Origin of the sequence: Streptomyces sp. NPDC059851 (assembly GCF_042732005.1) — a bacterium.
GTDB lineage: Bacteria > Actinomycetota > Actinomycetes > Streptomycetales > Streptomycetaceae > Streptomyces.
This window is the reverse complement of the sequence record NZ_JBHWJJ010000083.1, coordinates 1-26355: the sequence shown is the minus strand read 5'-3', so window position 1 is coordinate 26355 and position 26355 is coordinate 1. Positions and strand designations below refer to the sequence as shown.

Genomic DNA, 26355 nt, shown 5'->3' with positions numbered 1-26355 from the left:
CAGGTCAAAATCGGATAACGGGTGTCCCGGAGTGTCCAAGTTGCCTGCGGGAAGCGCGTCCGTGGACCGAAGGAACGCCTGTGACCTGGCCTTTTTGATGGACTATTTGCGGTACGTCTCGCCAATTGGACAGACCCGTTTGGACCTTTCGCCGAAATCGGGACAAGAGACCTCCAGTCCCGTGGGAAGCGACTCGTCTGGGTGAGTGTTCTTCGGGTACAACGGATCCTTACACCCCTCATCCGGGGCTCAGGGCGCGCGTGCGGCGCGCCCCGCGCGTACGAGCCTCCCCTTCGCGGAGACGGGCCAACCGTCGATGCGGAGTACGTACGCGGTGCCCGCCCACCCCTTAACCAGGAGTGGCCACCCTCAACGACAGAAGACTTAAGGGGTCTAGAACAGTGGCAGCGGAGATCGTCAATCCTCGCAGCGACAGCGATACGGACAACAACCCTGACGCGGTGTTCGCACTGCACCGGGGCGGCAAGATGGCCATCCAGGCCACGGTGCCGGTCCAGAACAAGGACGACCTGTCCCTCGCCTACACGCCCGGCGTGGCAAAGGTCTGCACCGCGATCGCGGAGCAGCCCGAACTGGTGAACGAATACACCTGGAAGTCCAACGTGGTCGCCGTCGTCACCGACGGCACGGCCGTGCTCGGACTCGGCGACATCGGGCCCGAGGCCTCCCTTCCGGTGATGGAAGGCAAGGCCATCCTCTTCAAGCAGTTCGGTGGTGTGGACGCGGTTCCGATCGCGCTCGCCACCAAGGACACGGACGAGATCGTCGACACCGTCGTCCGCCTCGCGCCCTCCTTCGGGGGGGTGAACCTGGAGGACATCTCGGCGCCGCGCTGCTTCGAGATCGAGCGCCGCCTCCAGGAGGCGCTCGACATCCCGATCTTCCACGACGACCAGCACGGCACGGCCATCGTGACGCTGGCCGCCCTGCGCAACGCCGCCAAGCTCACCGGGCGCACGCTCGGCGACCTGCGCGCCGTGATCTCGGGCTCGGGCGCGGCGGGCATCGCCATCGCCAAGATCCTCGTGGACGCGGGCATCGGTGACGTGTGCGTCACCGACCGCAAGGGCGTCGTGTCCGCCGACCGCGGCGACCTGACGGACGTCAAGGCCGAGATCGCGGGCCTGACCAACAAGTCGGGGCTCACCGGTTCGCTGGAGCAGGCGCTGGCCGGCGCGGACGTGTTCATCGGCGTCTCGGGCGGCACCGTGCCCGAGGAGGCGGTGGCCTCGATGGCGAAGGACTCCTTCGTCTTCGCCATGGCCAACCCGAACCCGGAGGTCCACCCGGACGTCGCGCACAAGTACGCGGCGGTCGTGGCCACGGGCCGCTCGGACTTCCCCAACCAGATCAACAACGTGCTGGCCTTCCCGGGCATCTTCGCGGGCGCCCTGAAGGTCCGCGCCAGCAGGATCACCGAGGGCATGAAGATCGCCGCCGCCGATGCCATCGCCGGTGTCGTGGGTGACGAGCTCGCCGCGGACCACGTGATCCCGTCGCCGTTCGACGAGCGGGTCGCCGACGCGGTGGCGGCCGCGGTCGCGGCCGCCGCCAGGGCCGACGGCGTGGCCCGCCTGGGCTGACCGTACCGCTGTGCGTGAAGGGGCCCGGCCGGAGCGATCCGGCCGGGCCCCTTCACGTGCGGGCCCACCCGCGGGCGCACCCTCCCCGCCCCCGAACCGGGAGGGGTCGCGCCGCGTCGGCGAGTCGTGCGGGGCACGCCTCGGAAGGGGGGAGCGGCCAATGACAGGCTCATGACGAGCCGCCGCCGGCCTGAATACTACCCCTCCCCCAGGCTTGATCTTGTCGTTCCGCTTATCGCTTCCCGTAACTCAAGACCGCAGGTACAGCGCGTAGTTGGATGCATGACAGACAGTTCCGTTCATGATCCGCGTACACGGTGTTACCCCACCGCCCTGGACGCAGCAGGGCACCCGCCCGGTTCCCGGGTGGACCACCCCGTCGAACCCGTTCGCCAGGTCGGCCGGTGCGACGAAGACCTCACCGGCCGGACGGCCGCCAGGGCTGGCCGGGCGGGCTACCGGGCGGTAGCGTCGCGGCATGTTCGCTGCCTACGCCGCCCGAATCGACCGTGACCAGCCGCTGAGCGGCCTTGAGCTGGGCGAGCGCCCGGCCCCCGAGGCCCGCCCCGGCTGGGTGACCGTGAACGTCAAAGCCGCCTCCCTCAACCACCACGACCTCTGGTCACTGCGCGGGGTCGGCCTCGGCGAGGACAAACTCCCGATGATCCTCGGCTGCGACGCCGCCGGCATCGACCAGGACGGGAACGAGGTCGTCCTGCACTCCGTGATCGGCCAGAGCGGGCACGGCGTCGGGCCGGACGAGCCCCGGTCGATCCTGACCGAGCGCTACCAGGGCACGTTCGCCGAGCAGGTGACCGTTCCCGCCTGGAACGTGCTGCGCAAGCCCGCCGAGCTGTCCTTCGAGGAGGCCGCCTGCCTGCCGACGGCCTGGCTGACGGCGTACCGGATGCTCTTCACCAACGCGGGCGTCCGGCCGGGCGACTCGATCCTGGTCCAGGGCGCGGGCGGCGGGGTCGCCACCGCGGCCATCGCCCTGGGCAGGGCGGCGGGCCTGCGGGTGTTCGCCACCAGCCGCGACGAGGCCAAGCGCAAGCGGGCCGTGGAGCTGGGCGCCGTGGACGCCTTCGAGCCGGGCGCACGACTGCCGCAGCGGGTGGACGCGGTGATCGAGACGGTCGGTGCGGCCACCTGGTCGCACTCGGTCAAGTCCCTGCGCCCCGGCGGCACCCTGGTCATCTCGGGCGCCACCAGCGGCGACCGCCCGGACCACGCGGAGTTGACCCGGATCTTCTTCCTGGAGCTCAGGGTGGTCGGCTCCACGATGGGCTCGAAGGACGAGCTGGAGGACCTGCTGTCGTTCTGCGCGGCGACCGGACTGCGGCCGGTGATCGACGAGGTGCTGCCGCTGGACCGGGCCCGGGAGGGATTCGACAAGCTCGCGTCGGGCGACCTCTTCGGCAAGGTCGTCCTGACCGTGTAGCCGGCCCGGCCCCCGGCCCCGGGGCGCCCGGCTTGTCAATAAAGGTTGACACCCGCAGCGGTGTCAACCTACATTGACATGCATGACGGAAGCAACCGATCTCGCCGAGCGGGCCGGCGACCGCGACCCCCGGGTGGGCCTGCGCGCCGTGGCGGCACTCCGGCGGCTACTGGAGCAGCTGGAAGCCCTACAGGTGCGCAGTGCCCGCGCACAGGGGTGGTCCTGGCAGGAGATCGCGGCCGAGCTGGGCGTCAGCCGGCAGGCCGTGCACAAGAAGCACGGGAGGGCCTGATGTTCGAACGCTTCACACGGGACGCCCGGGACGTCGTGACCGGAGCCGTGGCCGAGGCCCGGCGGTCCGGGGACACCGCGGTCACCGAGGAACACCTGCTGCGCGTACTCCTGGAAGGGGGCGCACTGGACCGGCTCGGCGTGGACCGGGCCGCCGTGGCCGGGGACCTGGCGGCGGCCCGCCGCCGGGGCGGCATGACCCGCGCCGACGAGGAGGCCCTCGCCGGCCTCGGGATCGACCTCGCCGAGATCGTCTCCCGGGTGGAAGGGGTTCACGGGGCCGGCGCCCTGGCCCCGGCCCCACCGCGGCGGCGGACCCTGGGGTCCTCGCTGCGCTCGGCCCTGGGCCGCCCCGAACCGGCGGGGCGCCACGTCCCCTTCGGCTCGGGCGCGAAGAAGACCCTCGAACAGTCCCTGCGCATCGCGGTCGGCCGCCGCGAGAACCGGATCACCGCCCTGCACCTGCTGCTCGCCCTGCTCTCCCGGCCGGGCACGGTCGCCGAGGTACTGGCCGACCACGGTGTCACCTACGCGGCGGCCGAGGCCGGATCCGCCGCCTAACGGGAGGGCTTCAGCACGGTCGCGATGCGGTCTGCGGCGGCGGCCAGGTGGGCCCGGACCTCGGCCAGCTGGTCCCGGGTGACGCCGTGGTCGCGGGCCGCATCGCGGATGTCGTCGCGGAAGCGGTCCAGGAGCCGGTCGAGGTCGCGGGCCGGGTCGCCGGTGGACGCGAGGTCCTCGGCCCAGGGCAAGTGCGGGCCGGCGGCTGCGGCGCTGCCGCCGGAGGCGTCGGCGCTGCCGGTCGAGCCGGTCGTGCTGCCCGCGGCGCTGCCCGGGGTGCCGCCCAGCCAGCCCCCGGCCAGGCTGCCGAGGACACCGCCGGACTTCGCGAACTGCTCCTGGAGCTGGCCCGCGATCCGCATGACCTCCTCGCGGGCCCGCTCCTGCGCCTCCTTGGCCTGGCGGCGGGCCTGCTGGGCCTCTTCGCGGGCCCGGCGGCTCTCGTCCTTCGCCCGGCGCGCCTGCTCCTTCCACTCCTGTCGGGCACGGCGCAGCTCCTCCTTCGCCGCCGCCCAGGACTCGTCCTCCACGCGGGTCTCCGAGGCGGACGCCGCCGCCTGCATCTCGCGCCGCAGGGCGCCTGCCGCGCCGCGTACGTCGTCGCGGATCTCGGCGGCGAGCTCGGAGACCGAGTCGCGGATCTCCAGCTCCAGGTCGGCGAGTTCGCCACTGCGGTCGGCCAGTTCGGCGCGGCCGGCGTCGCTGATGGAGTACACCTTCCGCCCGCCTTCGGTGGCGTGCGTGACCAGCCCCTCGGCCTCCAGCTTGGCCAGGCGCGGGTACACCGTGCCCGCGGAGGGCGCGTACAGGCCCTGGAAGCGCTCCTCCAGCAGGCGGATCACCTCGTAGCCGTGGCGCGGCGCCTCGTCCAGGAGCTTGAGGAGGTAGAGGCGGAGGCGTCCGTGGGCGAAGACGGGCGGCATGTCAGAGCACCTTCTTGTCGAGCACGAGGGGGGTGGCCGGCCCGTCGGCGGGCGGGCGGCGCAGCAGGGCGATGGAACCCGAGACGGTGGTGGCCCGCAGGCTGCCGGTGCCCGCGCCCAGGGTTCCGGTGATCCGCTTGGCGCTCATCTGGCCGGACACCCGCAGGTCCTCGAAGGCGTTGGAGACGCCTCCGGTGGCGGTGTTGGCCTCCACCCGCGCGTCGGCCGGGTGCGGCAGGCGGATCGCGAGCTGACCGGAGACGGAGTTCAGGGCGATGTCCACGCCGGAGGGCGCCGCCGGGTCCGCGTCCAGGTCGATGAGCATGTCGCCGCTGACCGAGTCGGCCCGTACCGTCAGGCCCGCGCCGTCGACCACGGTCAGACCGCCGGAAACCGAGCGGAAGCCGAGCTCGCCGGTGACGGACTGGGCCTCGACGCTGCCGGAGACGGTGTGCGCGGAGACCCGGCCGGCCAGCCCGACCAGGGTGGAGTCCCCCGAGACGCCGTTGACGTCGGTGCCGCCGCGGATGCCGGAGACCACGGCGGCGGCGCTGACGGCGGCCAGGCGCACCCGGGTGGCGGCGGGGACGGTGAGGGTGACGGCGGCGCTGCGCTCCCAGGCCTTGCGGCCCTCCTCGTTGGAGCCGGTCCAGGCCTTCCAGGGCTTGGACTCGAACCACTTCTTGAAGCCCTGCGAGCCGTTCCAGGGCAGGTCCTCGTAGGAGACGGTGAGCGTGCCGCCCTCCTGGACCACGTACAGCGGCGGGCCGTCGATCGCGGACGCCTCCAGGCGGGCCGGGCCCTCGTCGGCGACGACGTTGACCGTGCCGCCGACGAGGCGGACGTGCAGCTCGGTCACCGGCTCGTCGAAGGCGAGCTTCTGCGGTTCACCCACCGACCACGTCTTCTGCTCTGCCATGGCGTCGCTCCTCCTCTGCCTACGGACGCGCCTGCGTACGCGCACGGCACGCAACATATCGCGTCTTCTCGATAACACGATATATCGCGGTCAGGCGAAGTCAAGACCGTCCCGGGCGGGCCGGGCGGACGGTCCACGGCACCCGCCACCCACGCCGCAGGCGCCTCAGGCGCCGCACGGCATGCCGAAGCGCCCGGCGCCGGTCCACGGCGGCGGGCGTGCAACAGGGGCGGGGGGCGTGAGGGGCGCGAGCGCGCGGGGGCCGGCTAAGAGGCGACGAGGAGGGGGCTCTCGTGGCGGCGCAGCCAGGCCCGGTACGGCGGGGCGCTCAGGGCGGCCTCGCGATAGGCGGCGCGGAGGTCCTCGTAGGCCTCCGCGTGCTCGCCCGGCCGGGTCGCCAGGAGCAGCCGCACGGCCAGGGGGTCACCGGCGAGCGGTCGGATCGCCATGTCGGTGCGCGGCCCGGAGGTGGGCTGGCAGGGGGCGACGGCCTCGCCGGAGACGATCAGCGAGGTCGCGGTGTGGTAGTCGGCGTGCAGGACGGGCGGGTCGACCCCGGCCACGGCGAAGACCCGTCGCAGACCGTCCCATTCGCCGTCCACCGACGGGTCGACGGTCCACCGGTCCTCGGCGAGGTCCCGCAGTTCGACCACCGGTCGGGCGGCCGCCGGGTGGTCCAGGGACATCGACACGAACTGCGGCTCCCGCTCCATCAGGACCCGCACCTCCAGGCCGGTCGGCACCCGCAGCGGACTGCCCTCCACCTCGTGCACGAACGCCACGTCGAGCTGGCCCGAGGCGACCATCCGCAGCAGGGCGTTCGGGGACCCGTCCACGACCAGTGAGGTCTCGGTGTCGGGCCAGCGCCGGTGCAGGCGGCGCAGCCAGCCGGGCAGGGCGCGGCTGGCCGTCGAGCCGAGGCGCAGCCGCGGGCCGCAGGCCATCGCCCGGGCCTCGGCGACGAGGGCGGCCATGCCGTCGACGAGCGGGCGGGCCCGACCGAGGACGGTGCGGCCGAAAGGCGTGGGTCGACATCCGGTCCGTTCGCGCAGGAACAGCTCGCCGTCCAGGGCGCGTTCGATACGGCGCAACTGGGTGGTCAGGGAGGGCTGGCTCACGCCGAGCTGCCGCGCGGCCTTGTGCAGGCTGCCGGCGTCGGCGATGGCGCACAGTGCGCGCAGGTGCCTCACCTCGAGCTCCATGTCCCGAGGGTAGGGCGGGCCCTGCGCACTTCACCAGCCACTGACACCCCATCGAATCACGCCATTCTCAAGGAAGTTGGCCTGCCGACACCCTCCCGATAGGACGGTGTTATCGCTGGCTGACATCATCCGCCGGCCCCTCCGGCTCCCTCAGACTCCGGTACCGAACGACCCACCCCCCGCACCGGATTGAGTAGGAGCCCCCCACATGCGCCACTCCCGCACGCCCCGGAAGAGCCTGCCGGCAGCCGTCGTCGGCCTGGCCCTCGCCGCCGCCCTCGGCGGTGTCGTCCCCACCGCGAGCGCCGCCGCCTCCGCCACGGCCGGTAACGCCGAGACCTACGCCGCGTACGAGCGCTCGCAGGAGAACCAGGCCGCCACCAAGGCGTTCTTCGAGGCGGTGCAGCGCTCGGTGGCCGAGCAGCGCGCCGCGAACCCGGGCGCCCTGGCCGTGACGGTCACGTACAACACCCGCAACGCGCCGAGCTTCCGCACCCAGATCGCGCGCTCCACCCAGATATGGAACAGCTCGGTGACGAACGTGAAGCTGCAGGAGGTCTCCTCCGGCGGGAACTTCTCGTACCGCGAGGGCAACGACCCGCGCGGCTCGTACGCGAGCACCGACGGGCACGGCCGCGGCTACATCTTCCTCGACTACCGGCAGAACCAGATCTACAACTCCACCCGCGTGACCTCGCACGAGACCGGCCACGTGCTGGGCCTGCCCGACCACTACTCGGGCCCCTGCTCCGAGCTGATGTCGGGCGGCGGGCCGGGCACCTCGTGCACCAACGCGTACCCGAACAGCACCGAGCGCGCCCGGGTCAACCAGCTGTGGGCCAACGGGTTCGCCGCCTCGGGCCTGGGCACGAAGGGCTGACGCGCGGCGTCGAGGTACGGGGCCGCCTCCCGGGCCCGCCCGGATCCCCGCGGATCCCCGCAGGACCTTCCGGGTGGCGGCACCCTGCGTCCGCCCGGACCCGGGGCTAGGGCAGCTCGCCCGCCCCGGGCTCGTACTGCGGGCAGTCCGGGTTCCGGCAGGGGCCCGGCACCCACTCCGGGATGAAGATCCCGAGCACCTTGCGCCGCCTGACGAGCGTGTCGACGGGGCGCCCGCAGGCCGGGCACGTGCGCTGCTCGTGCCCGGCGTGCGGGGCGACCACGGGTGGCGCCTGCGGCGGAGGGTGGCGCTCGGAGTGTCGCTGATGACCGGCCATACCTCCACGGTAGGCCGGTTCCGCGCGTTCGGCGGGGTTCAGCGCTTGCGTGCGTAGGTGGCGATCGTCTGACCGCCGCCGCAGGCCGTGAAGTCCGTGAGCTCCAGCCCCCGCAGCCCGAAGCCGGCGCGGGACAGCGGCATGCCGGTCCCCAGGAAGACCGGGTAGGTCTTGACGACGAACTCGTCGATCTCCTCGACCAGCTGCCCGGCCAGGTCGGCGCCGCCGCACAGCCAGATGCCGAGGCCCGGCCGTTCCTTCAGCTCCCGCACCCGGGCCGCGACGTCGCCGCTGATGATCTCCACCGCCGGGTCGGGGGAGGTGGCGAGCGACCGGGAGACCACGTACTGGTCGAGGTGGGCGTACGGGCTGGTGAACCCCTGCTTGAGGCCCGGTTCGTACGTGTTGCGGCCCATCAGGACCGCGTCGAAGTGACGGGCCCGGAAGTCCTCGGGGACGCCGAGCATCGCGTGGGCGTGCGTGGGCAGGGTCTCGGGATACTCCGCGACGAGGGCGGCGACGTACTCGGGGTCCAGCCACTGGTTGAAGAAGTCGCCCTCGCCGGCCGGGTCTCCGATGAAGCCGTCGACGGACGTGGCGATGAAGTACGTGAGCTTGCGCAAGCGGGTCTCTTTCGTCGGTGGGTGCCACCACACCGGGGCACGTCACATAAAGTACTCCAGGCGTAGTGGTTACGCAACCGGCGGCTGCGGCTCGCGCCACATCGGCCACATCAGCGGACCCTCCGGCAGTTGCACCGCCTCGCCCGTGAACTCCCACCCCAGCCGCTCGTACAGCCGCATGCTGCGCTCGCTGCTCGCCTCCAGGTACACGGGCACGCCCTCCCGGTCGCAGCGCTCCAGGACCGGCCGCATCAGTTCGGTCCCCAGCCCCTCGCCCTGCCGTCCGGGCGCGACCGCGATCATCAGCAGGTACTCGTGCTCCTCCGCCGTCGGGTGCACCGCCCCCGTCAGCCGGCCCACCAGCTCGCACCGCTCGTTGTCCGGGTCGGCCGCCTCGCGCATGCGCGCCGGGACCTCGTCCTCGGCGGCCCCGCCTTCCGGAGCGCCCGCCGGGATCCGCAGCCACAGGGCCGCCGCCGAGCCGTCCGCCGCACAGTCGATCCGGCCCTCCTCCAGCGCCACGTCGACGAAGACCCCGAGGAAGGCGCCGTGCACGGCGGCCCGGTGCTCCGGATCGGGAAAGACCCAGCTGCTCACCGGGTCCTCGCGGAACGCCTCGTCGAGCAGCCGCGCCACCGCGTCCCGGTCCGACTGGCCCGCCCGGCGTATTTCCAGCACCACTGGTCACACCCTCCGCTCGTGTATCAACAACCGCAAGCGATCCTAGAGTTGGGCCGACGGCAGCAGGAAGCCCCGTTCCAGCACCATGCGGTGCCGGAACGGGGCTTGCGCACCGCTCCTCCGGCGTGCCGGGCTACGGGCCCGGCGGGTTCACCAGGTGCGGCGCGTGACGAATTCCGCAAGCGCCAGCAGCCCGCCCGCCGCCCCGAGGTCCGGCACCGCCCGGGACAGCTGCTGGACCGCCCGGCCCATCCGGTCCGCGGCATGGGCCTGCGCCCAGTCCCGCCCGCCGGCCCGCTCCACCGCGTCCGCGGCGCGCGGCACGTCCTCCCCGGCCATGGGGCCCGCGTACAGGGTGGCCAGCTCCTCGCCCGCCGCGGTGCCCGAGGTGAGGGCGGCCACGACCGGGAGGGACTTCTTGCGGGCGATCAAGTCGGCCCCGGCGGGCTTGCCCGTGTGCTCCGGGTCCCCCCAGATGCCGAGCAGGTCGTCGATCAGCTGGAAGGCCAGGCCGGCCTCCCGCCCGAAGGCGTCCAGCGCCTCGACCTCGTCCGGCCCGGCGCCCGCGTACAGCGCACCCAGCGCGCAGGCGCACCCCAGCAGCGCCCCGGTCTTGGCCGTGGCCATGGCCAGGCACTCGTCGAGCGAGACCCGGTCGCGCTGCTCGAAGGCGCAGTCGGCCTGCTGGCCCGCGCACAGCTCGATCACGCAGGACGTGAGCCGCGCGGCCGCGGCCGCCGCGGCGGGGTGCGGGTCCTGCGCCAGCAGCCGCAGCGCGAGCGCGGCCATCGCGTCGCCGGTGATGACCGCGTCCGGCAGCCCGAACACGGTCCAGGCGGTGGCCCGCCCCCGCCGGGTCACGTCCTCGTCGATGACGTCGTCGTGCAGCAGCGTGAAGTTGTGCGCCAGCTCCACGGCCGCCGCCGCGCGCACCGCCCCGAGCGGCAGACCGCCGGCCGTGCCGTCCCGACCGTCGCGACCGTCCCCGCCGCCCCGACCGTCCCGCAGGGCGCGGGCCGCGGCGAGCACCAGGGCGGGCCGGATGGCCTTGCCCGCGCTCCCCGCGGCCGGGCTGCCGTCCGCGTGCTCCCAGCCGAAGTGGTACATGGCCACGCGGCGCATGAGCCCGGGCAGGCCCTCCAGCGCCCGGCGCAGCTCCGGATCGACCGCCTCCCGTGCCCGTTCCAACAGGGCAGCGGCCTCCTGCCCCTCGCTGGTCGTGATCGCCTCAGTGGTGCCCATGACTGCCCCCGATCCCTGGTCCTCTCCGGTCCGGCCGCTCAGTGCCGGCGGGCGATCTCGACGTTCTCCAGGACCCCGAGCGCATCGGGCACCAGCACCGCTGCCGAGAAGTAGGTCGTGACCAGGTAGGAGGTGATCGCCTGCTCGCTGATGCCCATGAACCGCACCGACGTGCTCGGCTCGATCTCGTCCGGGATGCCGGGCTGGTGCAGGCCGATCACACCGGATTCGTCCTCGCCGGTGCGCATGCAGAGGATGGACGTCGTCCGGGTGTCGCTGATCGGGATCTTGTCGCAGGGGAAGATCGGCACGCCGCGCCAGGTGGTGATCCGGGTGCCGTCGACGTCGACCGTCCCCGGGTACAGGCCGCGCTCGTTGCACTCGCGGCCGAAGGCGGCGATGGCCTTGGGGTGGGCGAGGAAGAGGTGGGAGCCGCGCCGCATGCTGAGCAGCTCGTCCATGTCGTCCGGGGTGGGCGCGCCGTCGTGCGGCTGGATGCGCTGGCCGTAGTCGGCGTTGTGGAGGAGGCCGAACTCCGGGTTGTTGACCATCTCGTGCTCTTGGCGCTCGCGCAGCGCCTCGACCGTGAGCCGCAGCTGCTGCTCGGTCTGGTCCATCGGCTGGTTGTAGAGGTCGGCGACGCGGGTGTGCACGCGCAGGACCGTTTGCACGAGGGAGAGTTCGTACTCGCGGGGCCGGGCCTCGTAGTCGACGAAGGTGCCGGGGAGCGCGGGCTCGCCACGGTGTCCGGCGGAGAGGTCGATGGCGGCTTCGCCGTAGGCGTTGGTGCGCTGCTGGGGCTCGGCCCGTAGGGATTCGACGTGCCGGCGCAGCGAGTCGACGCGGTCCGCGAGCACCTGGAAGTCCTGGCGGGACAGGACGAGGGCGGTGCCGGGGGTGGCGGTGCGGGCGGTGTACTCCCAGATGGCCGCGTCGTCGACGAGGGAGTCCTCGCCGAAGTAGGCGCCGTCGGCGACGGTCCGCAGGACCGCGTCCTCGCCGTACGGGCCGGGGCCGATCTGCTCGATGCGACCGTGCGCGAGGAGGAACACCCGGTCGGAGGGGCTGCCGAAGGAAGTCAGCTCCTGGCCGGCCTCGAAGTCGACCTGGCGGCACCGCCCGGCGAGCTCGGTGAGCACGTCCAGGTCCTCGTAGGTGCGCAGCAGCGGGAGCTCGCCGAGCTCGGCGGGGATGACCTGCACCTGCGACCCGGTCTTGACGAACTCCACCCGGCCGTCGCCGACCGAGTGGTTGAGCCGGCGGTTCACCCGGTACGTACCGCCCTGGACGGACACCCACGGGAGCCTCTTCAGGAGCCACCGGGAGGTGATCTCCTGCATCTGCGGTGCGGACTTGGTCGTGGTTGCCAAGTTCCGTGCGGCCGACGTCGCGAGACTCTGCTGGGGAGCCCGGACCTCGGGATCGGAACCTGCCTGGACCGACATGTGCAACCCTTTCGATCACTCCGTGGATCTACAGGAGAAGCCTTTCAGCACGCTGCGCGGTGGGACCATTACACAAACGGGTGGACTACGCCGTCGGGCTGCTGGGCACCTTCTGGGGTTACCCCTCTTCCCGTGGACCCCGCCCGACACAGCGCTTTCCGGTCACCGAGCCCCGGCCGCCTAATTTGAATCTCAGATACAAGTTTTCTACGGTGAGGGCATGCGGCTGACCCGATTCACCGACCTGGCCCTGCGCACCCTGATGCGCCTGGCCGTCGTGGAGGACGACCTCCCCACCACGCGCGACGTGGCGGCGTCGATGGAGGTCCCGTACACGCACACGGCCAAGGTCGTCGCCCGACTGCAGCACCTCGGCCTGGTCGAGGCGCGGCGCGGCCGCGGTGGCGGGCTCGCGCTGACGGCGGCCGGGCGGGCGGCCTCGGTGGGCGGGGTGGTCCGCGAACTGGAGGGCGCCGGCGACGTCGTGGAGTGCGAGGGCGCCACGCCCTGCCCGCTGCGCGGGGCGTGCATCCTGCGCGGCGCCCTGCGCCGGGCGCAGGAGGCGTTCTTCGCGACGCTGGACCCACTGACGGTGAACGACCTGGTCGGGGCCCCCACAGGACCGCTCCTGCTGGGCATTTCGGGCAGCGGGGCGGGGAGCCGGGCCGAAAGTCCCTGACCGCGGGGCCGGATGGCCGGTTCGGACCGGCCGGGCGGCGGCCTACGGTGTTGCCGGCGGGCGACGGCCCGAACGGACGTACCGCACCCGTACACAAAAACTTGCATCTCACATACCAATTAAACGCACCACTCACACCGAGGCGAGGACCTTCTGATGCTTTCCGCGAAGTCGGCAGAGACCGTACGCGCCACCCTGCCCGCCGTGGGCGCCGCCATCGGCGACATCACGGAGCTGTTCTACGCGAAGCTCTTCGCGGCCCACCCCGAGCTGCTGCGGGACCTGTTCAACCGCGGCAACCAGAACGCCGGCCTCCAGAAGCAGGCCCTCGCCGGTTCCATCGCCGCCTTCGCGACCCACCTCGTCGCCCGGCCCGAGACCCGCCCCGACGTCATGCTGAACCGCATCGCGCACAAGCACGCCTCCCTCGGGGTCACCCGCGAGCAGTACCCGATCGTCCACAAGTACCTCTTCGAGGCGATCGTCGACATCCTCGGCGAGGCCGTCACCCCCGAGGTCGCCGAGGCCTGGGACGAGGTCTACTGGCTGATGGCCAACGCACTGATCACCATCGAGGAGCGGCTCTACGCCGAACAGCAGGTCCTCGCCGGCGAGGTCTGGCGCCCGTGGACGGTCACCGGCCGCGTCGCGGAGACCGCCGACTGCACCACCTTCCACCTGACCCCGGCCGACGGCGCCCCGGCACCGGACTTCAAGCCCGGCCAGTACGTCTCGGTCCAGGTCGAACTCCCCGACGGCGCCCACCAGATCCGCCAGTACAGCCTGACCGGCGCGCCCGCCTCACCGGTGCGCACCATCACCGTCAAGCGCATCCACGGCCCGTCCGCCCTCGGCCCCGACGGCGAGGTCTCGAACCACCTGCACTCCCGGGTCGGGGTCGGCGACACCCTGCGCGTGTCGGCCCCGTACGGCGACCTGGTCCTGCGCGACACCGGGGCCCCGCTGCTGCTCGCCTCCGCCGGCATCGGCTGCACCCCGATGCTGGCGATGCTGGAGCACCTGGCGGAAGCCGGGCACACCGCCCCGGTCACCGTCCTGCACGCCGACCGCTCCCCCGCCGACCACGCCCTGCGCTCCGACCACCGGGCACTGGCGCTCAAGCTGGCCGACGCCACCGCCCGGTTCTGGTACGAGACCGACGCCGAACCCGGCGACGGCGAGGGCCGCATGGACCTGGCGGACGTGCCGGTCGCCCCGGGCACCCGGGTCTACCTGTGCGGGCCGCTCCCCTTCATGCGGGCGGTGCGCACGGAGTTGCTCGCCAAGGGCGTGCCGGCCGCGGACATCCACTACGAGGTGTTCGGCCCGGACCTGTGGCTGGCCTCGGAGTAGCGGTTGGGACGGGCGGGCCGGTCGGGGCGAGTGTCCGGATCGGCTCGCTCGCTGTGCGAATGCCCTAGCCTCGGAAGGAGCTCCTCCATTACACCGGGTGCAACGAGGCGGACACGCAAGGTGACCGCCACGGACCCGCAAAGGAGGCGGCCATGGCCGCACCCATGTCAGCGGACCGGTTCATCAACGCACTGCGCAACGAGGGCCTGACCGTCGTCGAGGTCGGCGCCTGGCGCACCCACAACCGCAACCACAAGGGGCCCTGGGGTCCGGTGCACGGGGTGATGATCCACCACACCGTCACCCGCGGCACGGCGAACACCGTCGAACTGTGCCGGACCGGCGACGCGGACCTGCCCGGTCCCCTCTGCCACGGCGTGATCACCAAGGACGGCCGGGTCCACCTGGTCGGGTACGGCCGGGCCAACCACGCGGGCGCCGGCGACGGCGACGTCCTGGCGGCCGTCATCGCCGAGAGGCGGCTGCCGCCCGACAACCAGGCCAACACCGACGGCAACCGGCACTTCTACGGCTTCGAGTGCGAGAACCTCGGCGACGGCGAGGACCCCTGGCCGGCGGTCCAGCTCGACGCGATGGTCCGCGCGGCGGCCGCGGTGTGCCGGGTGCACCGCTGGACCGGGCGCTCGGTGATCGGCCACCTGGAATGGCGCCCCGGCAAGATCGACCCGAAGGGCTTCACCATGGCCTCGTTCCGCAGCCGCGTGGCAGAACGCCTGCAGTAGCCCCACCGGGCGGCCCCGCGGCCGCCCACTCCGTTGCCGTCCGGCGCCCGCCAGGTGATGCCGTCGACCGGGGCAACGGGCGTGCAGGGCGGTGACGTGCGGGACACGGACGACACCGGCAGGGACACGGACGCCGGCACGGACACTGATACGGACACGGATACGGACACGGGCACAATGGGCGGGTGGAACGCCCCGTGAACCCCGATGAGCTGCTGCGGTCCCGGCCCCCGTCGCCGGTGCAGGAGGTCCGGGACGAGCGGTTCGCGCGGCACGGGGTGCGGCTGCTGCTCAAGCGGGACGACCTCGTGCACCCGGAGCTGCCCGGCAACAAGTGGCGCAAGCTCGCGCCCAACCTACGGGCCGCCGTCGCGGGCGGGTACCGGGGGTTGGTGACCTTCGGCGGGGCGTACTCCAACCACCTGCGGGCCACCGCCGCGGCCGGGCGGCTGCTCGGGCTCGCCACCACCGGCATCGTGCGCGGGGACGAGCTGGCCGGGCGGCCGCTCAACGAGTCCCTGGCCCGGTGTGCCGCCGACGGGATGCGGCTGCACTTCGTGACCCGGTCCGCGTACCGGCGCAAGGGCGAGCCCGAGGTGGCTCGGCAGCTGATCGCCGCGGCCGGGGCCGCCGGGGCGTACCCGGTCCCCGAGGGCGGCAGCAATGCGCTCGCCCTGGAGGGCTGTGCCGGCCTCGGCCGCGAGCTGCAGGGCGTGTCCGAGGTGGTCGCGGTGGCCTGCGGCACCGGCGGGACCCTGGCCGGGCTGGCGGCGGGCCTGGCCCCCGGGCAGCGGGCCCTGGGGGTGCCGGTCCTGGCGGGCGGCTTCCTGGCTGCGGAGATACGTTCCCTCCAGCAGCGTGCCTTCGGCGGCCCGGTAGGGAACTGGAGCCTGGCCGAGGGCTTCGACCACGGCGGCTACGCCCGCGTCCCGGCCGCCCTGGAGGCCTTCGCCGCGGACTTCGAGGACCGTCACGGCCTCCCCGTCGAGCGGATCTACGTGGCCAAGCTGCTGTGGGCCCTGGCCGAGCTGGCGGCTGCCGGAGCCTTCCCCGTGGGGAGCGCGGTCACCGCCGTCGTCACCGGCCGGCCCGCGGATCCCGCGCCCACCGCCGGCCTCCCCCCGGCCTCCTAAGCGGTCTCCTCGCGGTACGCCGCCGCCTCCTCCAGGTCCAGGCGGCGCAGCAGCGCCCGCAGCATCTCGTCGTCGATCCGCCGCTCGTCGCGCAGGGACACGAACACCTCCCGCTCGGCCTCGATCATCTCCCGCGCGAGCCGCCGGTAGACGTCGTCCGCCGACTCGCCGGTGAGCGGGTTGACCTCGCCCAGCCGCTCCCACACGGCGTTGCGCCGCCGCTCCAGCACCGTGCGCAGCCGCTCCGCCAGCGGCGGCGGCAGTGCGTTCTCGGGCTCGGCCAACAGTTCCGCGAGCCGCTCCTCCGCCGCCCGCGAGGCCTCGCTCTGGGCCTGTGCCTCGGCGAGCGTCTCCGCCGTGGCGTCCCGGGCCGGCAGCCGCAGCAGCCGGATGAGCGGCGGCAGGGTCAGCCCCTGCACCACGAGGGTGCCGATCACCGTGGTGAAGGTGAGGAAGAGGATCAGGTCGCGGTGCGGCACGTCCATCGGCACCGAGAAGGCGATCGCCAGCGAGACCACGCCCCGCATGCCCGCCCAGCCCACCACCACCGGTGCCTTCCAGGTGGTGTCCGGCTCCCGCTCCCGGATCCGCTCGGAGACCCAGCGCGGGACGAACGTGGCCGGGAACACCCATAGGAACCGGGAGACGACCACCACCAGGAACACCAGGGCGGCGTACCAGAGGGCCTCGCCGCCCTCGTACTCCCCGAGCCCCTGGAGGACGACCGGCAGCTGGAGCCCGATCAGCGCGAAGACCACCGACTCCAGGACGAAGGCGACCATCTTCCACACCGCCTCCTCCTGGAGCCGGGTCGCGAAGTCGACCTGCCAGTTGCGGTGCCCGAGGTACAGCGCCACCACGACCACCGCGAGGACGCCCGAAGCGTGCACCCGCTCGGCCGCCGCGTACGCCACGAACGGGATCAGCAGCGACAGGGTGTTCTGCAGCAGCGGCTCCCGCAGCCGCGTGCGCAGCTGGTGGATCGGCACCATCAGCACCAGGCCCATGCCGACCCCGCCCACCGAGGCCAGCAGGAACTCCGCGGTGGCACCCGCCCAGCCGGCGCTGGCGCCGACCACCGCGGCCAGCGCCACCTTGTAGGCGGTGATCGCGGTCGCGTCGTTGACGAGGGATTCCCCCTGGAGGATGGTCGTGATCCGGTTCGGCAGCCCGAGGCGCCGGGCGATGGCCGTCGCGGCGACCGCGTCGGGCGGGGCGACCACCGCGCCGAGCACCAGCGCCACCGGCAGCGACAGCCCCGGCACCACCAGGTACACCGCGTACCCGACCGCGAGCGTCGCGAAGAGCACGTAGCCGACGGACAGCAGCGCGATCGGTCGGGCGTTCGCGCGCAGGTCCAGGTACGAGCTGTCCACCGCGGCCGTGTGGAGCAGCGGCGGGAGGAGCAGCGGTAGCACGATGTGCGGGTCGAGGACGTACGCCGGCACCCCGGGCACGGACGAGGCCGCGAGCCCCGCCGCGACCAGCAGCAGCGGTGCGGGCACCGGCGTCCGGCGTGCGACGCCCGCGACGGCGGCGCTGACCGCGACCAGCGCCACCAGCGGCAATACCTCCATCGAAGACCCACCCTCGCTCGTCGTGGCTGATCGGACTTCGTCCTGCGGCGCCCGCACGTCAGTACGCTGGCCATCATGAGCGAGTGCACCCACGTTCCCGAACTGCCGCGCCCCGAGCCCGTGCCGTCTGCCCAGACCTGCGCCGAATGTCTGGTGCTCGGCAGTCACCCGGTGCAGCTGCGGATGTGCCTGTGGTGCGGGCACGTGGCGTGCTGCGACTCCTCCCCGCACCGGCACGCGACCGCGCACTACCGGAGCACCGGACATCCGGTGATGCGTAGCTTCGAGCCGGGCGAGACCTGGCGGTGGTGTTTCGTCGACGGTTCGATCGTCTGAGGCGGGGTAGGTCAAACCTCCGCCGGCTCCCCGGATTTGGGCCCGCAGACCCCTAGCCACTGTGCGTACCCGTAGGCATACCATCTGTCACCGGCCGTAGGCGTGGGTCTCCCGAACGGGCTCCATGAGGGGTGCCGCGACACGATCGCCCGGATCGCGGTAGCGTCACCGGCGAAGAGAGCTCGTACCACCTTGGAGGTGAGGGTGTCCCAGATCGCAGGCGAGCCCGGGACCCAGGACTTCGTGGAAGTCCGGCTGCCCGCTGCGGGTGCCTACCTGTCGGTGCTGCGGACGGCCACGGCCGGCCTCGCGGCACGTTTGGACTTCACCCTCGACGAGATCGAGGATCTCCGTATCGCGGTGGACGAGGCCTGCGCGATCCTGCTCCAGCAGGCCGTGCCGGGCTCCGTCCTCAGCTGCGTGTTCCGGCTGGTCGACGACTCGCTGGAGGTGACCGTCTCGGCGCCCACGACGGACGGCCGCGCACCCGAGCGCGACACGTTCGCCTGGACCGTCCTGTCGGCACTGGCCGGCAAGGTCGAGTCCACGGTCGAGGAGGACAAGACGGTGAGCATCAGCCTCTACAAACAGCGCGGCGCGGGTCCAGGCCCGGCGTGAGCGGCGGGGAGACCCCGGTGCGGGGCGGGAACCGGCCCCGGGTACGACACGAGGTCGACGGCGGCATCCCGGAGCAGCAGCACGCCCGGCCGCACCCGGCTGACGCGGATGCGGAACACGGCTTTTTGGACTCGGCGGAGCGACGGGCGGGCCCCATGAGCGAGAACCAGCACGAAGAACCACAGGCGTCACAGCCACCCCCGGTCGCCGACGTGGCCGAGGGCCTGGACCTGGATGCGGACGCGGCGCTGCCGCCGCTGCCGGATCCGCGCGACCGCAGCGGCGCACGGGCCCTGTTCGTCGAGCTGCGGGCGCTGCCCGACGGCTCGCCGGAGAAGGCCGAGCTTCGCAACCGGCTCGTACGGATGCACCTGCCGCTGGTCGAGCACCTGGCCCGGCGGTTCCGCAACCGCGGCGAGCCGCTCGACGACCTGACCCAGGTCGCGACGATCGGCCTGATCAAGTCGGTGGACCGGTTCGACCCGGACCGCGGGGTCGAGTTCTCGACGTACGCGACACCCACCGTGGTCGGGGAGATCAAGCGGCACTTCCGCGACAAGGGCTGGGCGGTACGGGTTCCCCGGCGCCTCCAGGAGCTGCGGCTCTCGCTGACCACGGCCACGGCCGAGCTGTCCCAGCAGCACGGCCGCTCCCCCACGGTCCACGAGCTGGCCGAGCGGCTGGGGATCTCGGAGGAGGAGGTGCTGGAGGGTCTGGAATCGGCCAATGCCTACAGCACGCTCTCCCTGGACGTCCCGGACACCGACGACGAGTCGCCGGCGGTCGCGGACACCCTGGGCGCGGAGGACGAGGCGCTGGAGGGCGTCGAGTACCGCGAGTCCCTCAAGCCGCTGCTGGAGGGACTGCCCCCGCGGGAGAAGCGGATCCTGCTGCTGCGGTTCTTCGGCAACATGACGCAGTCGCAGATCGCGCAGGAGGTCGGCATCTCCCAGATGCACGTCTCCCGGCTGCTGGCCCGCACCCTGGCCCAGCTCCGCGAAAAGCTGTTGGTGGAGGAGTAGCCGCCGCGGCCCGGCGGCGAGGGACCGGTCCACCGCCCGCAACCGGCGGGTGAGCCGAAGGGGCGCAGGCTTCTGCGCCCCGGGGCGACGGTCCTAAGGGGCGGTCCGCCCGATGCCGAGGGCTTCGGTCGCCGTGGGGTTGACCAGCAGGACCACCACGGCCACGGCGGTCGCGGCCAGTGCCACGGCGGCGGCGACCATCGCGCCGCCGGTGGTGTACAGCGTCCAGGCCACCGGCAGCGCCATCAGCTGGGTGATCAGCGCGGGCCCACGGCTCCAGCGCCGGGCCAGGCGCAGCCCGCGGGCGGCGACCAGGGGCAGGGCGGCCAGTGCGAGCAGCGTCAGCCCGCCCGTCTCCGCCTGCTGCGGGGAATCGGCATCGCCGGTGATCCCTACGAACAGCATGTAGATGCCGAGGCCGGCGAGCGCCAGGCCTTCCAGAGCGGTGAGCGCGGCGGCTGCGGTGAGCCGGCCGGGCAGCGGGGCGGTCGGCTGGTCCGGGGCGGGGGTGGGCTTCGTACTCACCCCAGCAGGGTAGCCGTGCGGCCGGGCCGGGGGCGGGAGCGGGCCGGAGGGCGGGCGGCCCGGGGCGGGGCCCGGGCCCGCGCCCGCGCGGGGCGGGCGGGCAGTATGGGACCGGTATGACGGGGTCGGTAGGCTGGCGGTCATGCGTGCACTCCTCGTGGCCAACCCAGCAGCGACGACCACCAGTGCGCGCACGCGCGACGTCCTGATCCACGCCCTGGCCAGCGAGATGAAGCTGGAGGCGGTGACCACCGAGTACCGGGGGCACGCGCGGGACCTCGGCCGGCGGGCGGCCGAGAGCGGCCTGGACCTCGTGGTGGCGCTGGGCGGCGACGGCACCGTCAACGAGGTGGTCAACGGGCTGCTGCACAACGGCCCCGATCCGGAGCGGCTACCGCGGCTGGCGGTGGTGCCGGGCGGCTCGACGAACGTGTTCGCCCGCGCGCTCGGGCTGCCCAACGATGCGGTCGAGGCGACGGGTGCCCTCCTGGACGCGCTGCGCGAGCACCGCGAGCGCACGGTGGGCCTGGGGCTGGCGGCGGGCGCGCCCGGCTCGGAGGACGAATCGGTTCCGGCCCGCTGGTTCACCTTCTGCGCGGGCTTCGGCTTCGACGCGGGCGTGGTGGGGCGGGTCGAGCAGCAGCGGGAGCGGGGCAAGCGTTCGACGCACGCGCTCTACGTACGACAGCTCGTACGCCAGTTCTGGGAGGAGCCGAACCGGCGGGGCGGCACGGTGACGCTGGAGCGTCCCGGCGCGGACCCGGTGACGGACCTGGTGCTGTCCATAGTCTGCAACACCTCGCCGTGGACCTACCTGGGCAATCGGCCCCTGTACGCCTCACCGGAGGCGTCGTTCGACACCGCACTTGACGTATTGGCTCTCAGCCGTTTGTCAACTCCGGCCGTCGCCCGCTACGCCACACAGCTCCTGACCTCGACTCCTGAGCGCGGCCCGCACGGGAAGCATGCGGTGACTCTGCACGATCTGACCGACTTCACCTTGCATTCGAAGGTGCCGCTTCCGTTCCAGATGGACGGAGACCACCTCGGATTGCGGACCAGCGTTCAGTTCACAGGCGTTCGCCGTGCACTGCGTGTGATTGTGTGAGTAGAAGGGCCCAAAGTCCTTACAGTCGAACGTTTACGCGCCGATCCACCCTCAGGATGTAGGGCTGTGACCTAGTAGACACCGACGAATCAAAAAAAACTTTCCGGAAGGGGTTGTATCCCCGTCCGAGGTTTGCGAATCTCTTCATGGCGATCGGGACAGCCCGCAGAACCGGCTCCCAGGAAGACCGCCAGAACCCCACCACGAGTCTCCGACTGACCACCCGCCACCCCTGGGCGGTCGCCCTTCCCTCACGGGGGGATTCGTGAAAGCGTTCACATTCACAAGCAACCTGCCCGCAATACAAGGAGATGGAGCAGCCATGGACTGGCGTCACAACGCCGTTTGCCGCGAGGAAGACCCGGAACTCTTCTTCCCCATCGGCAACACCGGTCCTGCGCTGCTGCAGATCGAGGAAGCCAAGGCCGTCTGCCGCCGTTGCCCCGTCATGGAGCAGTGCCTGCAGTGGGCGCTCGAGTCCGGCCAGGACTCCGGCGTCTGGGGCGGTCTCAGCGAGGACGAGCGCCGCGCCATGAAGCGCCGCGCCGCTCGCAACCGGGCGCGCAACGCCAGCGCCTGACATCGACTTTCGAGCCTCGAGCCGCAGCGCGTAGTAACACCTGGTAGCGCTCAGCACCGTGCTCTTGAGCCCCGGACGGGAACACCCCCAGCCACCGCTGGACATTCCCTCCGGGGCTCAGTGCTGTCCGGGGGCGGCGACGTCCCGGGCCGGGCACCCCGAACGGCCCGTCACGCTCGGTGACGGGCCGTTCCTGCTACTTCTGCGGGCTGACGGGGACGTCGAGGACGACCTTGGTGCCGCGCGGCTCCGCCCGCACCATGTCGAAGGTGCCGCCGAGCTCCCCCTCCACGAGGGTGCGGACGATCTGCAGCCCGAGGTTGCCGGCCTTCTGCGGGTCGAAGCCCTCGGGGAGGCCGGAGCCGTCGTCGAGGATCGTGATCAGCAGTCGGCCGTCGGTCCGGCCGGAGCCGCTGCGGACCGCGGTGACCTCCACCGTGCCGCCCTCCCCCTGGGTGAAGGCGTGCTCCAGGGCGTTCTGCAGGATCTCCGTCAGCACCATCGACAGCGGAGTGGCCACCTCCGCGTCCAGGATCCCGAACCGGCCGATGCGCCGGCAGTCCACCTTGCCCGGCGAGATCTCGGCGACCATCGCGATCACGCGGTCGGCGATCTCGTCGAACTCCACCCGCTCGTCGAGGTTCTGGGACAGCGTCTCGTGCACGATCGCGATCGAACCGACGCGGCGCACGGCCTCGTTGAGCGCCTCCCGGCCGCCTTCCGAATCCATCCGTCGGGCCTGGAGCCGCAGCAGTGCGGCCACGGTCTGGAGGTTGTTCTTCACCCGGTGGTGGATCTCCCGGATGGTCGCGTCCTTGGTGATCAGTTCGCGTTCGCGACGTCGCAGCTCGGTGACGTCCCGGCACAGCACGAGGGAACCGATCCGGGTGCCCTTGGGCTTGAGCGGGATGGCCCGCAGCTGGATCACACCGCCGTTGCCCTCGATCTCGGTCTCGCGGGGGGCCCAGCCGCTGGCGAGCTTGACCAGCGCCTCGTCCACCGGGCCGCGGGACGGGGCGAGTTCGGCGGTGATGGTGCCCAGGTGCTGCCCGACGAGGTCGGAGGCGAGACCCAACCGGTGGTACGCGGACAGCGCGTTGGGCGAGGCGTACGTGACGACCCCGTCGGCGTCGAGCCGCATCAGTCCGTCGCCGACGCGCGGGGAGGCGTCCATGTCGACCTGCTGCCCGGGGAACGGGAAGGCCCCGGCCGCGATCATCTGGGCCAGGTCGGAGGCGGACTGGAGGTAGGTCAGCTCCAGCCGGCTCGGTGTACGCACGGTGAGCAGGTTGGTGTTCCGCGCGATCACGCCGAGGACCCGTCCCTCGCGGCGCACCGGGATGGACTCGACGCGGACGGGCACCTCCTCGCGCCACTCGGGGTCGCCCTCGCGCACGATCCGGCCCTCGTCGAGGGCGGCGTCCAGCAGCGGGCGCCGGCCGCGCGGCACCAGGTGGCCCACCATGTCGTCCTGGTAGGAGGTGGGGCCGGTGTTGGGGCGCATCTGCGCGACGGAGACGTACCGGGTGCCGTCGAGGGTGGGCACCCACAGCACCAGGTCGGCGAAGGAGAGGTCGGAGAGCAGCTGCCACTCCGAGACCAGCAGGTGGAGCCACTCCAGGTCGGTTTCACCGAGAGCGGTGTGCTGGCGTACGAGGTCGTTCATGGAGGGCACGTGGCGAGCGTACCTCGGGCCCGGGCCATGACTTTCCCCACGGCGACTACTCGGGAGTACCCAGGAAGGGCCCACTCCGCGTACTGTTGGAGGAAGTCACGGGTTTCCGGACCCGGACATTGGATGGACAGAACAGAATGGTCTAGTCCACAATTGACGTAAGCTTCCGCCCTCCCCGCACAGGAGGACGGATCGAGGTGGGCCACGCGCTCTGCCCTGACCGCGCAGGCAACCTCCCAACCGGCCGCCGGGAACCGCACACCCGCCGGCCGTAAGTACTCCGGGCTACGGTGCCGGGCGGGTTGAGGGTCCCGCCCCGGCACCGTGGCCCAGAGGAATCCGCTACTGCGGCCAGGCGCGGACCGCGAGTTCCGCGACCGCCTCCAGCTCCTCCCGGGTCGCCCCGTCACGCGACTGCTGCGACATCCCCTGGAGCACCGACGTCACGTACCGGGCCAGCGCCCGCGCATCCGTGTCCGCGGGCAGCGCGCCGGCGGCGACGTCCGCCCGGATCCGGCTCTCGAACAGCGCCACATTGGCGTCGCGCCGCTCGCGCAGGGCGTCCGCCACCTCCTGCGAGGTGGTGTTGACCGCAGCGCTGATCACCATGCAACCCGGCGGGTGCGCCGGATCGGTGTACACCTCGGCCGCCTCGCGCAGGATGCGCTCCATGGCGGCGCGGGCCGTGGGCTCCTCGGTCAGGGCGACGCTCGCGAAGTCCCCGTACCGGCCGCCGTAGACGACCACGACCTCGTCGAAGAGCTTCCGCTTGTCCCCGAAGGCCGCGTACAGGCTGGGCGCGCCGATCCCGAGCGCGGCGGTCAGGTCGGAGATCGAGGTCGCCTCGTAGCCGTTCTCCCAGAAGGCGAGCATCGCCTTGTCGAGGGCGGCGTCGCGGTCGAAGGAGCGGGGCCTGCCGCGCTGTCCGGTCACCATGCCCGGATTCTATAGCGGACGCTATGGAATCTGGTACGGTCCCTTTCTGTAGCGACCACTAGCGAAAGCGAAGGGGGGCGCCCCATGGGCGTGCTCAAGGGGAAGACGGCGCTGGTCACGGGCGGTAGCCGGGGCATCGGACGAGCCGTCGCACGGCGGCTCGCGCAGGACGGGGCCCTGGTGGCGGTGCACTACGGGCACAACGGGGCGGCGGCCGAGGAGACCGTCGCGGCGATCACCACGGCGGGCGGGCGGGCCTTCGCGATCCGCGCGGAGCTCGGGGTGCCGGGGGACGCCGAGGCGCTCTGGGCGGCGTACGAGGCCCACCCGCTGCACACGCAGGAGGTCGACATCCTGGTCAACAACGCCGGCGCCCCGGCCTTCGCGGGCATCGCGGAGACGGACGAGGAGACGTACGACCGGGTGCAGGCGCTCAACGCGAAGGCCCCGTTCTTCGTGATCCGGCACGGGCTCGCCCGACTGCGGGACGGCGGCCGGATCATCAACGTCACCGGCACCCCGGACATCGCCCTTCCGGCGATCCTGGCCACGATCGCGGCGAAGGGCGCGGTCAACGCACTGACCCGGTCCCTCGCCGCCGAGCTGGCCCCGCGCGCGATCACCGTGAACTCGGTGGGCCCGGGCATCACGGACACCGACCTGAACGCGGGCTGGCTCGCGGACCCGGCGGCGCGGGCGCACGCCTCCTCCCGGTCGGTCTTCAACCGGCTGGGCACGGCGGAGGAAGTCGCGGACGTGGTGGCCTTCCTGGCCTCGCCGGACTCCCGCTGGGTGACGGGCCAACACCTGGACGCGACGGGAGGCCTCCAACTGGCCCTGCTCTGAGCCCGGGGCGGGTGTCGCCGACGGGCAGGGGCCGGGACCGCCGGGAGCCCGGGGCGGGGGCCGCCGCGGGGCTGGGGGCGGGCCACCGGGAGGCCGGGGGGCGGGTCGTCGGGAGGCCGGGGGCGGGCATCGGCACCACCATGGATTCGGGGCGGAATCCGCGGCCGGAGCCGCCCCGGCTCTGCTAGATTGGTCTATACCACCTACCCGCACTCCAGATCGGCAGGCCCCGCGTGGAAGTTGTCATCGTCCCGGACGCCAAGGCAGGCGGAGAGCTCATCGCGGAGGCCATGGCCGCGCTGCTGCGCCGCAAGCCCGACGCCCTGCTCGGCGTGGCGACCGGCTCTACCCCGCTGCCCGTCTACGAGGCCCTCGCCGCCAAGGTGAAGGCCGGCGAGGTCGACGTCGCCCGTGCCCGCGTCTGCCAGCTGGACGAGTACGTCGGCCTGCCGGCCGGGCACCCCGAGTCCTACCGGGCCACCGTGCTCCGTGAGGTCGTCGAGCCCCTCGGCCTGTCCGAGGGCGCCTTCATGGGCCCCGACGGGTCGGCCGAGGACCTCGTCGCCGCGTGCGAGGAGTACGACCGCGCGCTCGCCGGGGCAGGTGGCGTCGACCTCCAGTTGCTGGGCATAGGCACGGACGGCCACATCGGCTTCAACGAGCCGTGCTCCTCGCTCTCCTCCCGCACCCGCATCAAGACGCTGACGGAGCAGACCCGCGTCGACAACGCGCGCTTCTTCGACGACGACCTGGAGCAGGTGCCGCACCACGTCATCACCCAGGGCATCGGCACCATCCTCGACGCCCGCCACCTGGTCCTCCTCGCCACCGGCGAGGGCAAGGCCGAGGCCGTCGCGCAGACCGTCGAGGGCCCGCTGTCCGCGCTGGTCCCGGCCTCCGCGCTGCAGCTGCACCGGCACGCGACCGTCGTCGTGGACGAGGCCGCCGCCTCCAAGCTGAAGCTGGCGGACTACTTCCGCCACACCTACGCCAACAAGCCCGCTTGGCAGGGCCTGTAGGCCGCAGGACGACCAGACGGACGGAAGGCCGGGCCCCCTCCACGGGGCCCGGCCTG

General features: G+C 72.5%; 28 protein-coding genes. 16 read left to right on the top strand and 12 right to left on the bottom strand.

Translation table 11 applies throughout. The features are described from left to right. Nucleotides 1–401: 401 nt before the first annotated feature. The 4 genes from ACFV7Q_RS25130 (at nucleotide 402) to ACFV7Q_RS25115 (ending at nucleotide 3897) form a co-directional block, all read left to right on the top strand. Complete coding sequence (locus ACFV7Q_RS25130; protein ID WP_385431536.1) at nucleotides 402–1604, top strand: NADP-dependent malic enzyme; 1203 nt, start codon at nucleotides 402–404, stop codon at nucleotides 1602–1604. Between the two features lie 478 nt (nucleotides 1605–2082). Then, the gene (locus ACFV7Q_RS25125) at nucleotides 2083–3045 is read left to right on the top strand and encodes a zinc-binding dehydrogenase (RefSeq protein WP_385431535.1); all 963 of its coding nucleotides are present in this window, start codon (nucleotides 2083–2085) and stop codon (nucleotides 3043–3045) included. Between the two features lie 82 nt (nucleotides 3046–3127). After that, nucleotides 3128–3337 (top strand): helix-turn-helix domain-containing protein, encoded by a 210-nt coding sequence (locus ACFV7Q_RS25120; RefSeq protein ID WP_385431534.1) that lies wholly within the window; start codon nucleotides 3128–3130, stop codon nucleotides 3335–3337. Further along, entirely contained in the window at nucleotides 3337–3897 is a 561-nt protein-coding gene (locus ACFV7Q_RS25115; protein WP_385431533.1) for a Clp protease N-terminal domain-containing protein, read from the top strand. Before ACFV7Q_RS25120 ends, ACFV7Q_RS25115 begins: the two co-directional genes overlap by 1 nt. On the opposite strand, the gene ACFV7Q_RS25110 is transcribed toward ACFV7Q_RS25115, so the two are convergent. The 3 genes from ACFV7Q_RS25110 to ACFV7Q_RS25100 form a co-directional block, all read right to left on the bottom strand. Further along, nucleotides 3894–4820, bottom strand: coding sequence for a helix-turn-helix transcriptional regulator (locus tag ACFV7Q_RS25110; protein ID WP_385431532.1), 927 nt, complete (start codon nucleotides 4818–4820; stop codon nucleotides 3894–3896). The genes ACFV7Q_RS25115 and ACFV7Q_RS25110 overlap by 4 nt on opposite strands. A 1-nt stretch (nucleotide 4821) precedes the next feature. Continuing rightward, nucleotides 4822–5739, bottom strand: coding sequence for a DUF4097 domain-containing protein (locus ACFV7Q_RS25105; protein ID WP_385431531.1), 918 nt, complete (start codon nucleotides 5737–5739; stop codon nucleotides 4822–4824). Nucleotides 5740–6005: 266 nt separating this feature from the next. After that, nucleotides 6006–6941, bottom strand: coding sequence for a LysR family transcriptional regulator (locus ACFV7Q_RS25100; RefSeq protein ID WP_385431530.1), 936 nt, complete (start codon nucleotides 6939–6941; stop codon nucleotides 6006–6008). A gap of 208 nt (nucleotides 6942–7149) precedes the next feature. Here ACFV7Q_RS25100 and snpA point away from each other — a divergent pair, with 208 nt between their 5' ends. After that, a complete protein-coding gene (snpA, locus tag ACFV7Q_RS25095) occupies nucleotides 7150–7821 on the top strand; it encodes a snapalysin (protein WP_385431529.1) in 672 nt (223 codons plus the stop codon). 106 nt (nucleotides 7822–7927) lie between these two features. On the opposite strand, the gene ACFV7Q_RS25090 is transcribed toward snpA, so the two are convergent. From ACFV7Q_RS25090 to ACFV7Q_RS25070, 5 genes are all read right to left on the bottom strand, one after another. Beyond that, nucleotides 7928–8158, bottom strand: coding sequence for a hypothetical protein (locus ACFV7Q_RS25090; RefSeq protein WP_385431528.1), 231 nt, complete (start codon nucleotides 8156–8158; stop codon nucleotides 7928–7930). A 38-nt stretch (nucleotides 8159–8196) separates the two neighbouring features. Continuing rightward, nucleotides 8197–8781: a dihydrofolate reductase family protein gene (locus ACFV7Q_RS25085; RefSeq protein ID WP_385431527.1), complete on the bottom strand. Its 585-nt coding sequence runs from the start codon at nucleotides 8779–8781 to the stop codon at nucleotides 8197–8199. 69 nt (nucleotides 8782–8850) lie between these two features. Next, a complete protein-coding gene (locus ACFV7Q_RS25080; protein WP_385431526.1) occupies nucleotides 8851–9462 on the bottom strand; it encodes a GNAT family N-acetyltransferase in 612 nt (203 codons plus the stop codon). Between the two features lie 150 nt (nucleotides 9463–9612). Continuing rightward, a complete protein-coding gene (locus ACFV7Q_RS25075) occupies nucleotides 9613–10704 on the bottom strand; it encodes a family 2 encapsulin nanocompartment cargo protein polyprenyl transferase (protein ID WP_385431525.1) in 1092 nt (363 codons plus the stop codon). 38 nt (nucleotides 10705–10742) lie between these two features. Then, a complete protein-coding gene (locus ACFV7Q_RS25070; RefSeq protein ID WP_385431524.1) occupies nucleotides 10743–12149 on the bottom strand; it encodes a family 2B encapsulin nanocompartment shell protein in 1407 nt (468 codons plus the stop codon). A gap of 220 nt (nucleotides 12150–12369) precedes the next feature. Between ACFV7Q_RS25070 and ACFV7Q_RS25065 the strand changes: the two genes are divergently transcribed. From ACFV7Q_RS25065 to ACFV7Q_RS25050, 4 genes are all read left to right on the top strand, one after another. Next, complete coding sequence (locus ACFV7Q_RS25065; protein ID WP_385431523.1) at nucleotides 12370–12828, top strand: RrF2 family transcriptional regulator; 459 nt, start codon at nucleotides 12370–12372, stop codon at nucleotides 12826–12828. A gap of 156 nt (nucleotides 12829–12984) precedes the next feature. Next, nucleotides 12985–14181 carry a globin domain-containing protein gene (locus tag ACFV7Q_RS25060; protein WP_385431522.1) on the top strand — a complete coding sequence of 399 codons (1197 nt, stop codon included), beginning with the start codon at nucleotides 12985–12987 and terminating at the stop codon, nucleotides 14179–14181. Nucleotides 14182–14333: 152 nt separating this feature from the next. Beyond that, on the top strand, nucleotides 14334–14924 hold the full coding sequence (locus tag ACFV7Q_RS25055) for an N-acetylmuramoyl-L-alanine amidase (protein WP_385431521.1): 591 nt from the start codon (nucleotides 14334–14336) through the stop codon (nucleotides 14922–14924). A gap of 185 nt (nucleotides 14925–15109) precedes the next feature. After that, a complete protein-coding gene (locus tag ACFV7Q_RS25050) occupies nucleotides 15110–16057 on the top strand; it encodes a 1-aminocyclopropane-1-carboxylate deaminase/D-cysteine desulfhydrase (protein WP_385431520.1) in 948 nt (315 codons plus the stop codon). Here ACFV7Q_RS25050 and ACFV7Q_RS25045 read toward each other — a convergent pair. Then, nucleotides 16054–17634 carry a Na+/H+ antiporter gene (locus ACFV7Q_RS25045; RefSeq protein WP_385431519.1) on the bottom strand — a complete coding sequence of 527 codons (1581 nt, stop codon included), beginning with the start codon at nucleotides 17632–17634 and terminating at the stop codon, nucleotides 16054–16056. The two genes, ACFV7Q_RS25050 and ACFV7Q_RS25045, sit on opposite strands and share 4 nt — an antisense overlap. Nucleotides 17635–17709: 75 nt before the next feature. On the opposite strand from ACFV7Q_RS25045, the gene ACFV7Q_RS25040 reads away from it, so the two are divergent. The 3 genes from ACFV7Q_RS25040 (at nucleotide 17710) to ACFV7Q_RS25030 (ending at nucleotide 19610) form a co-directional block, all read left to right on the top strand. Then, nucleotides 17710–17970, top strand: a complete 261-nt coding sequence (locus ACFV7Q_RS25040) for a UBP-type zinc finger domain-containing protein (RefSeq protein ID WP_385431518.1) — start codon at nucleotides 17710–17712, stop codon at nucleotides 17968–17970. A gap of 204 nt (nucleotides 17971–18174) precedes the next feature. Then, nucleotides 18175–18588: an anti-sigma regulatory factor gene (locus ACFV7Q_RS25035; RefSeq protein ID WP_030291315.1), complete on the top strand. Its 414-nt coding sequence runs from the start codon at nucleotides 18175–18177 to the stop codon at nucleotides 18586–18588. A gap of 17 nt (nucleotides 18589–18605) precedes the next feature. Beyond that, the gene (locus ACFV7Q_RS25030; protein WP_385431517.1) at nucleotides 18606–19610 is read left to right on the top strand and encodes an RNA polymerase sigma factor SigF; all 1005 of its coding nucleotides are present in this window, start codon (nucleotides 18606–18608) and stop codon (nucleotides 19608–19610) included. A gap of 93 nt (nucleotides 19611–19703) precedes the next feature. Here the strand turns inward: ACFV7Q_RS25030 and ACFV7Q_RS25025 are convergent, their stop codons facing one another. Then, nucleotides 19704–20135 carry a hypothetical protein gene (locus ACFV7Q_RS25025; RefSeq protein ID WP_385431516.1) on the bottom strand — a complete coding sequence of 144 codons (432 nt, stop codon included), beginning with the start codon at nucleotides 20133–20135 and terminating at the stop codon, nucleotides 19704–19706. 142 nt (nucleotides 20136–20277) lie between these two features. Here ACFV7Q_RS25025 and ACFV7Q_RS25020 point away from each other — a divergent pair, with 142 nt between their 5' ends. After that, the gene (locus tag ACFV7Q_RS25020; protein WP_385431515.1) at nucleotides 20278–21243 is read left to right on the top strand and encodes a diacylglycerol/lipid kinase family protein; all 966 of its coding nucleotides are present in this window, start codon (nucleotides 20278–20280) and stop codon (nucleotides 21241–21243) included. 322 nt (nucleotides 21244–21565) lie between these two features. Continuing rightward, nucleotides 21566–21823, top strand: a complete 258-nt coding sequence (locus ACFV7Q_RS25015; protein WP_003953983.1) for a WhiB family transcriptional regulator — start codon at nucleotides 21566–21568, stop codon at nucleotides 21821–21823. Between the two features lie 196 nt (nucleotides 21824–22019). On the opposite strand, the gene ACFV7Q_RS25010 is transcribed toward ACFV7Q_RS25015, so the two are convergent. After that, nucleotides 22020–23489 carry a sensor histidine kinase gene (locus ACFV7Q_RS25010; protein WP_385431546.1) on the bottom strand — a complete coding sequence of 490 codons (1470 nt, stop codon included), beginning with the start codon at nucleotides 23487–23489 and terminating at the stop codon, nucleotides 22020–22022. Nucleotides 23490–23840: 351 nt separating this feature from the next. Further along, a complete protein-coding gene (locus tag ACFV7Q_RS25005) occupies nucleotides 23841–24434 on the bottom strand; it encodes a TetR/AcrR family transcriptional regulator (RefSeq protein ID WP_385431514.1) in 594 nt (197 codons plus the stop codon). Between the two features lie 84 nt (nucleotides 24435–24518). On the opposite strand from ACFV7Q_RS25005, the gene ACFV7Q_RS25000 reads away from it, so the two are divergent. Together ACFV7Q_RS25000 and nagB are read left to right on the top strand one after the other, a co-directional pair. Next, entirely contained in the window at nucleotides 24519–25280 is a 762-nt protein-coding gene (locus ACFV7Q_RS25000; RefSeq protein WP_385431513.1) for an SDR family oxidoreductase, read from the top strand. Between the two features lie 233 nt (nucleotides 25281–25513). Further along, nucleotides 25514–26299, top strand: coding sequence for a glucosamine-6-phosphate deaminase (nagB, locus tag ACFV7Q_RS24995; RefSeq protein ID WP_385431512.1), 786 nt, complete (start codon nucleotides 25514–25516; stop codon nucleotides 26297–26299). The last annotated feature ends 56 nt before the right edge of the window (nucleotides 26300–26355 follow it).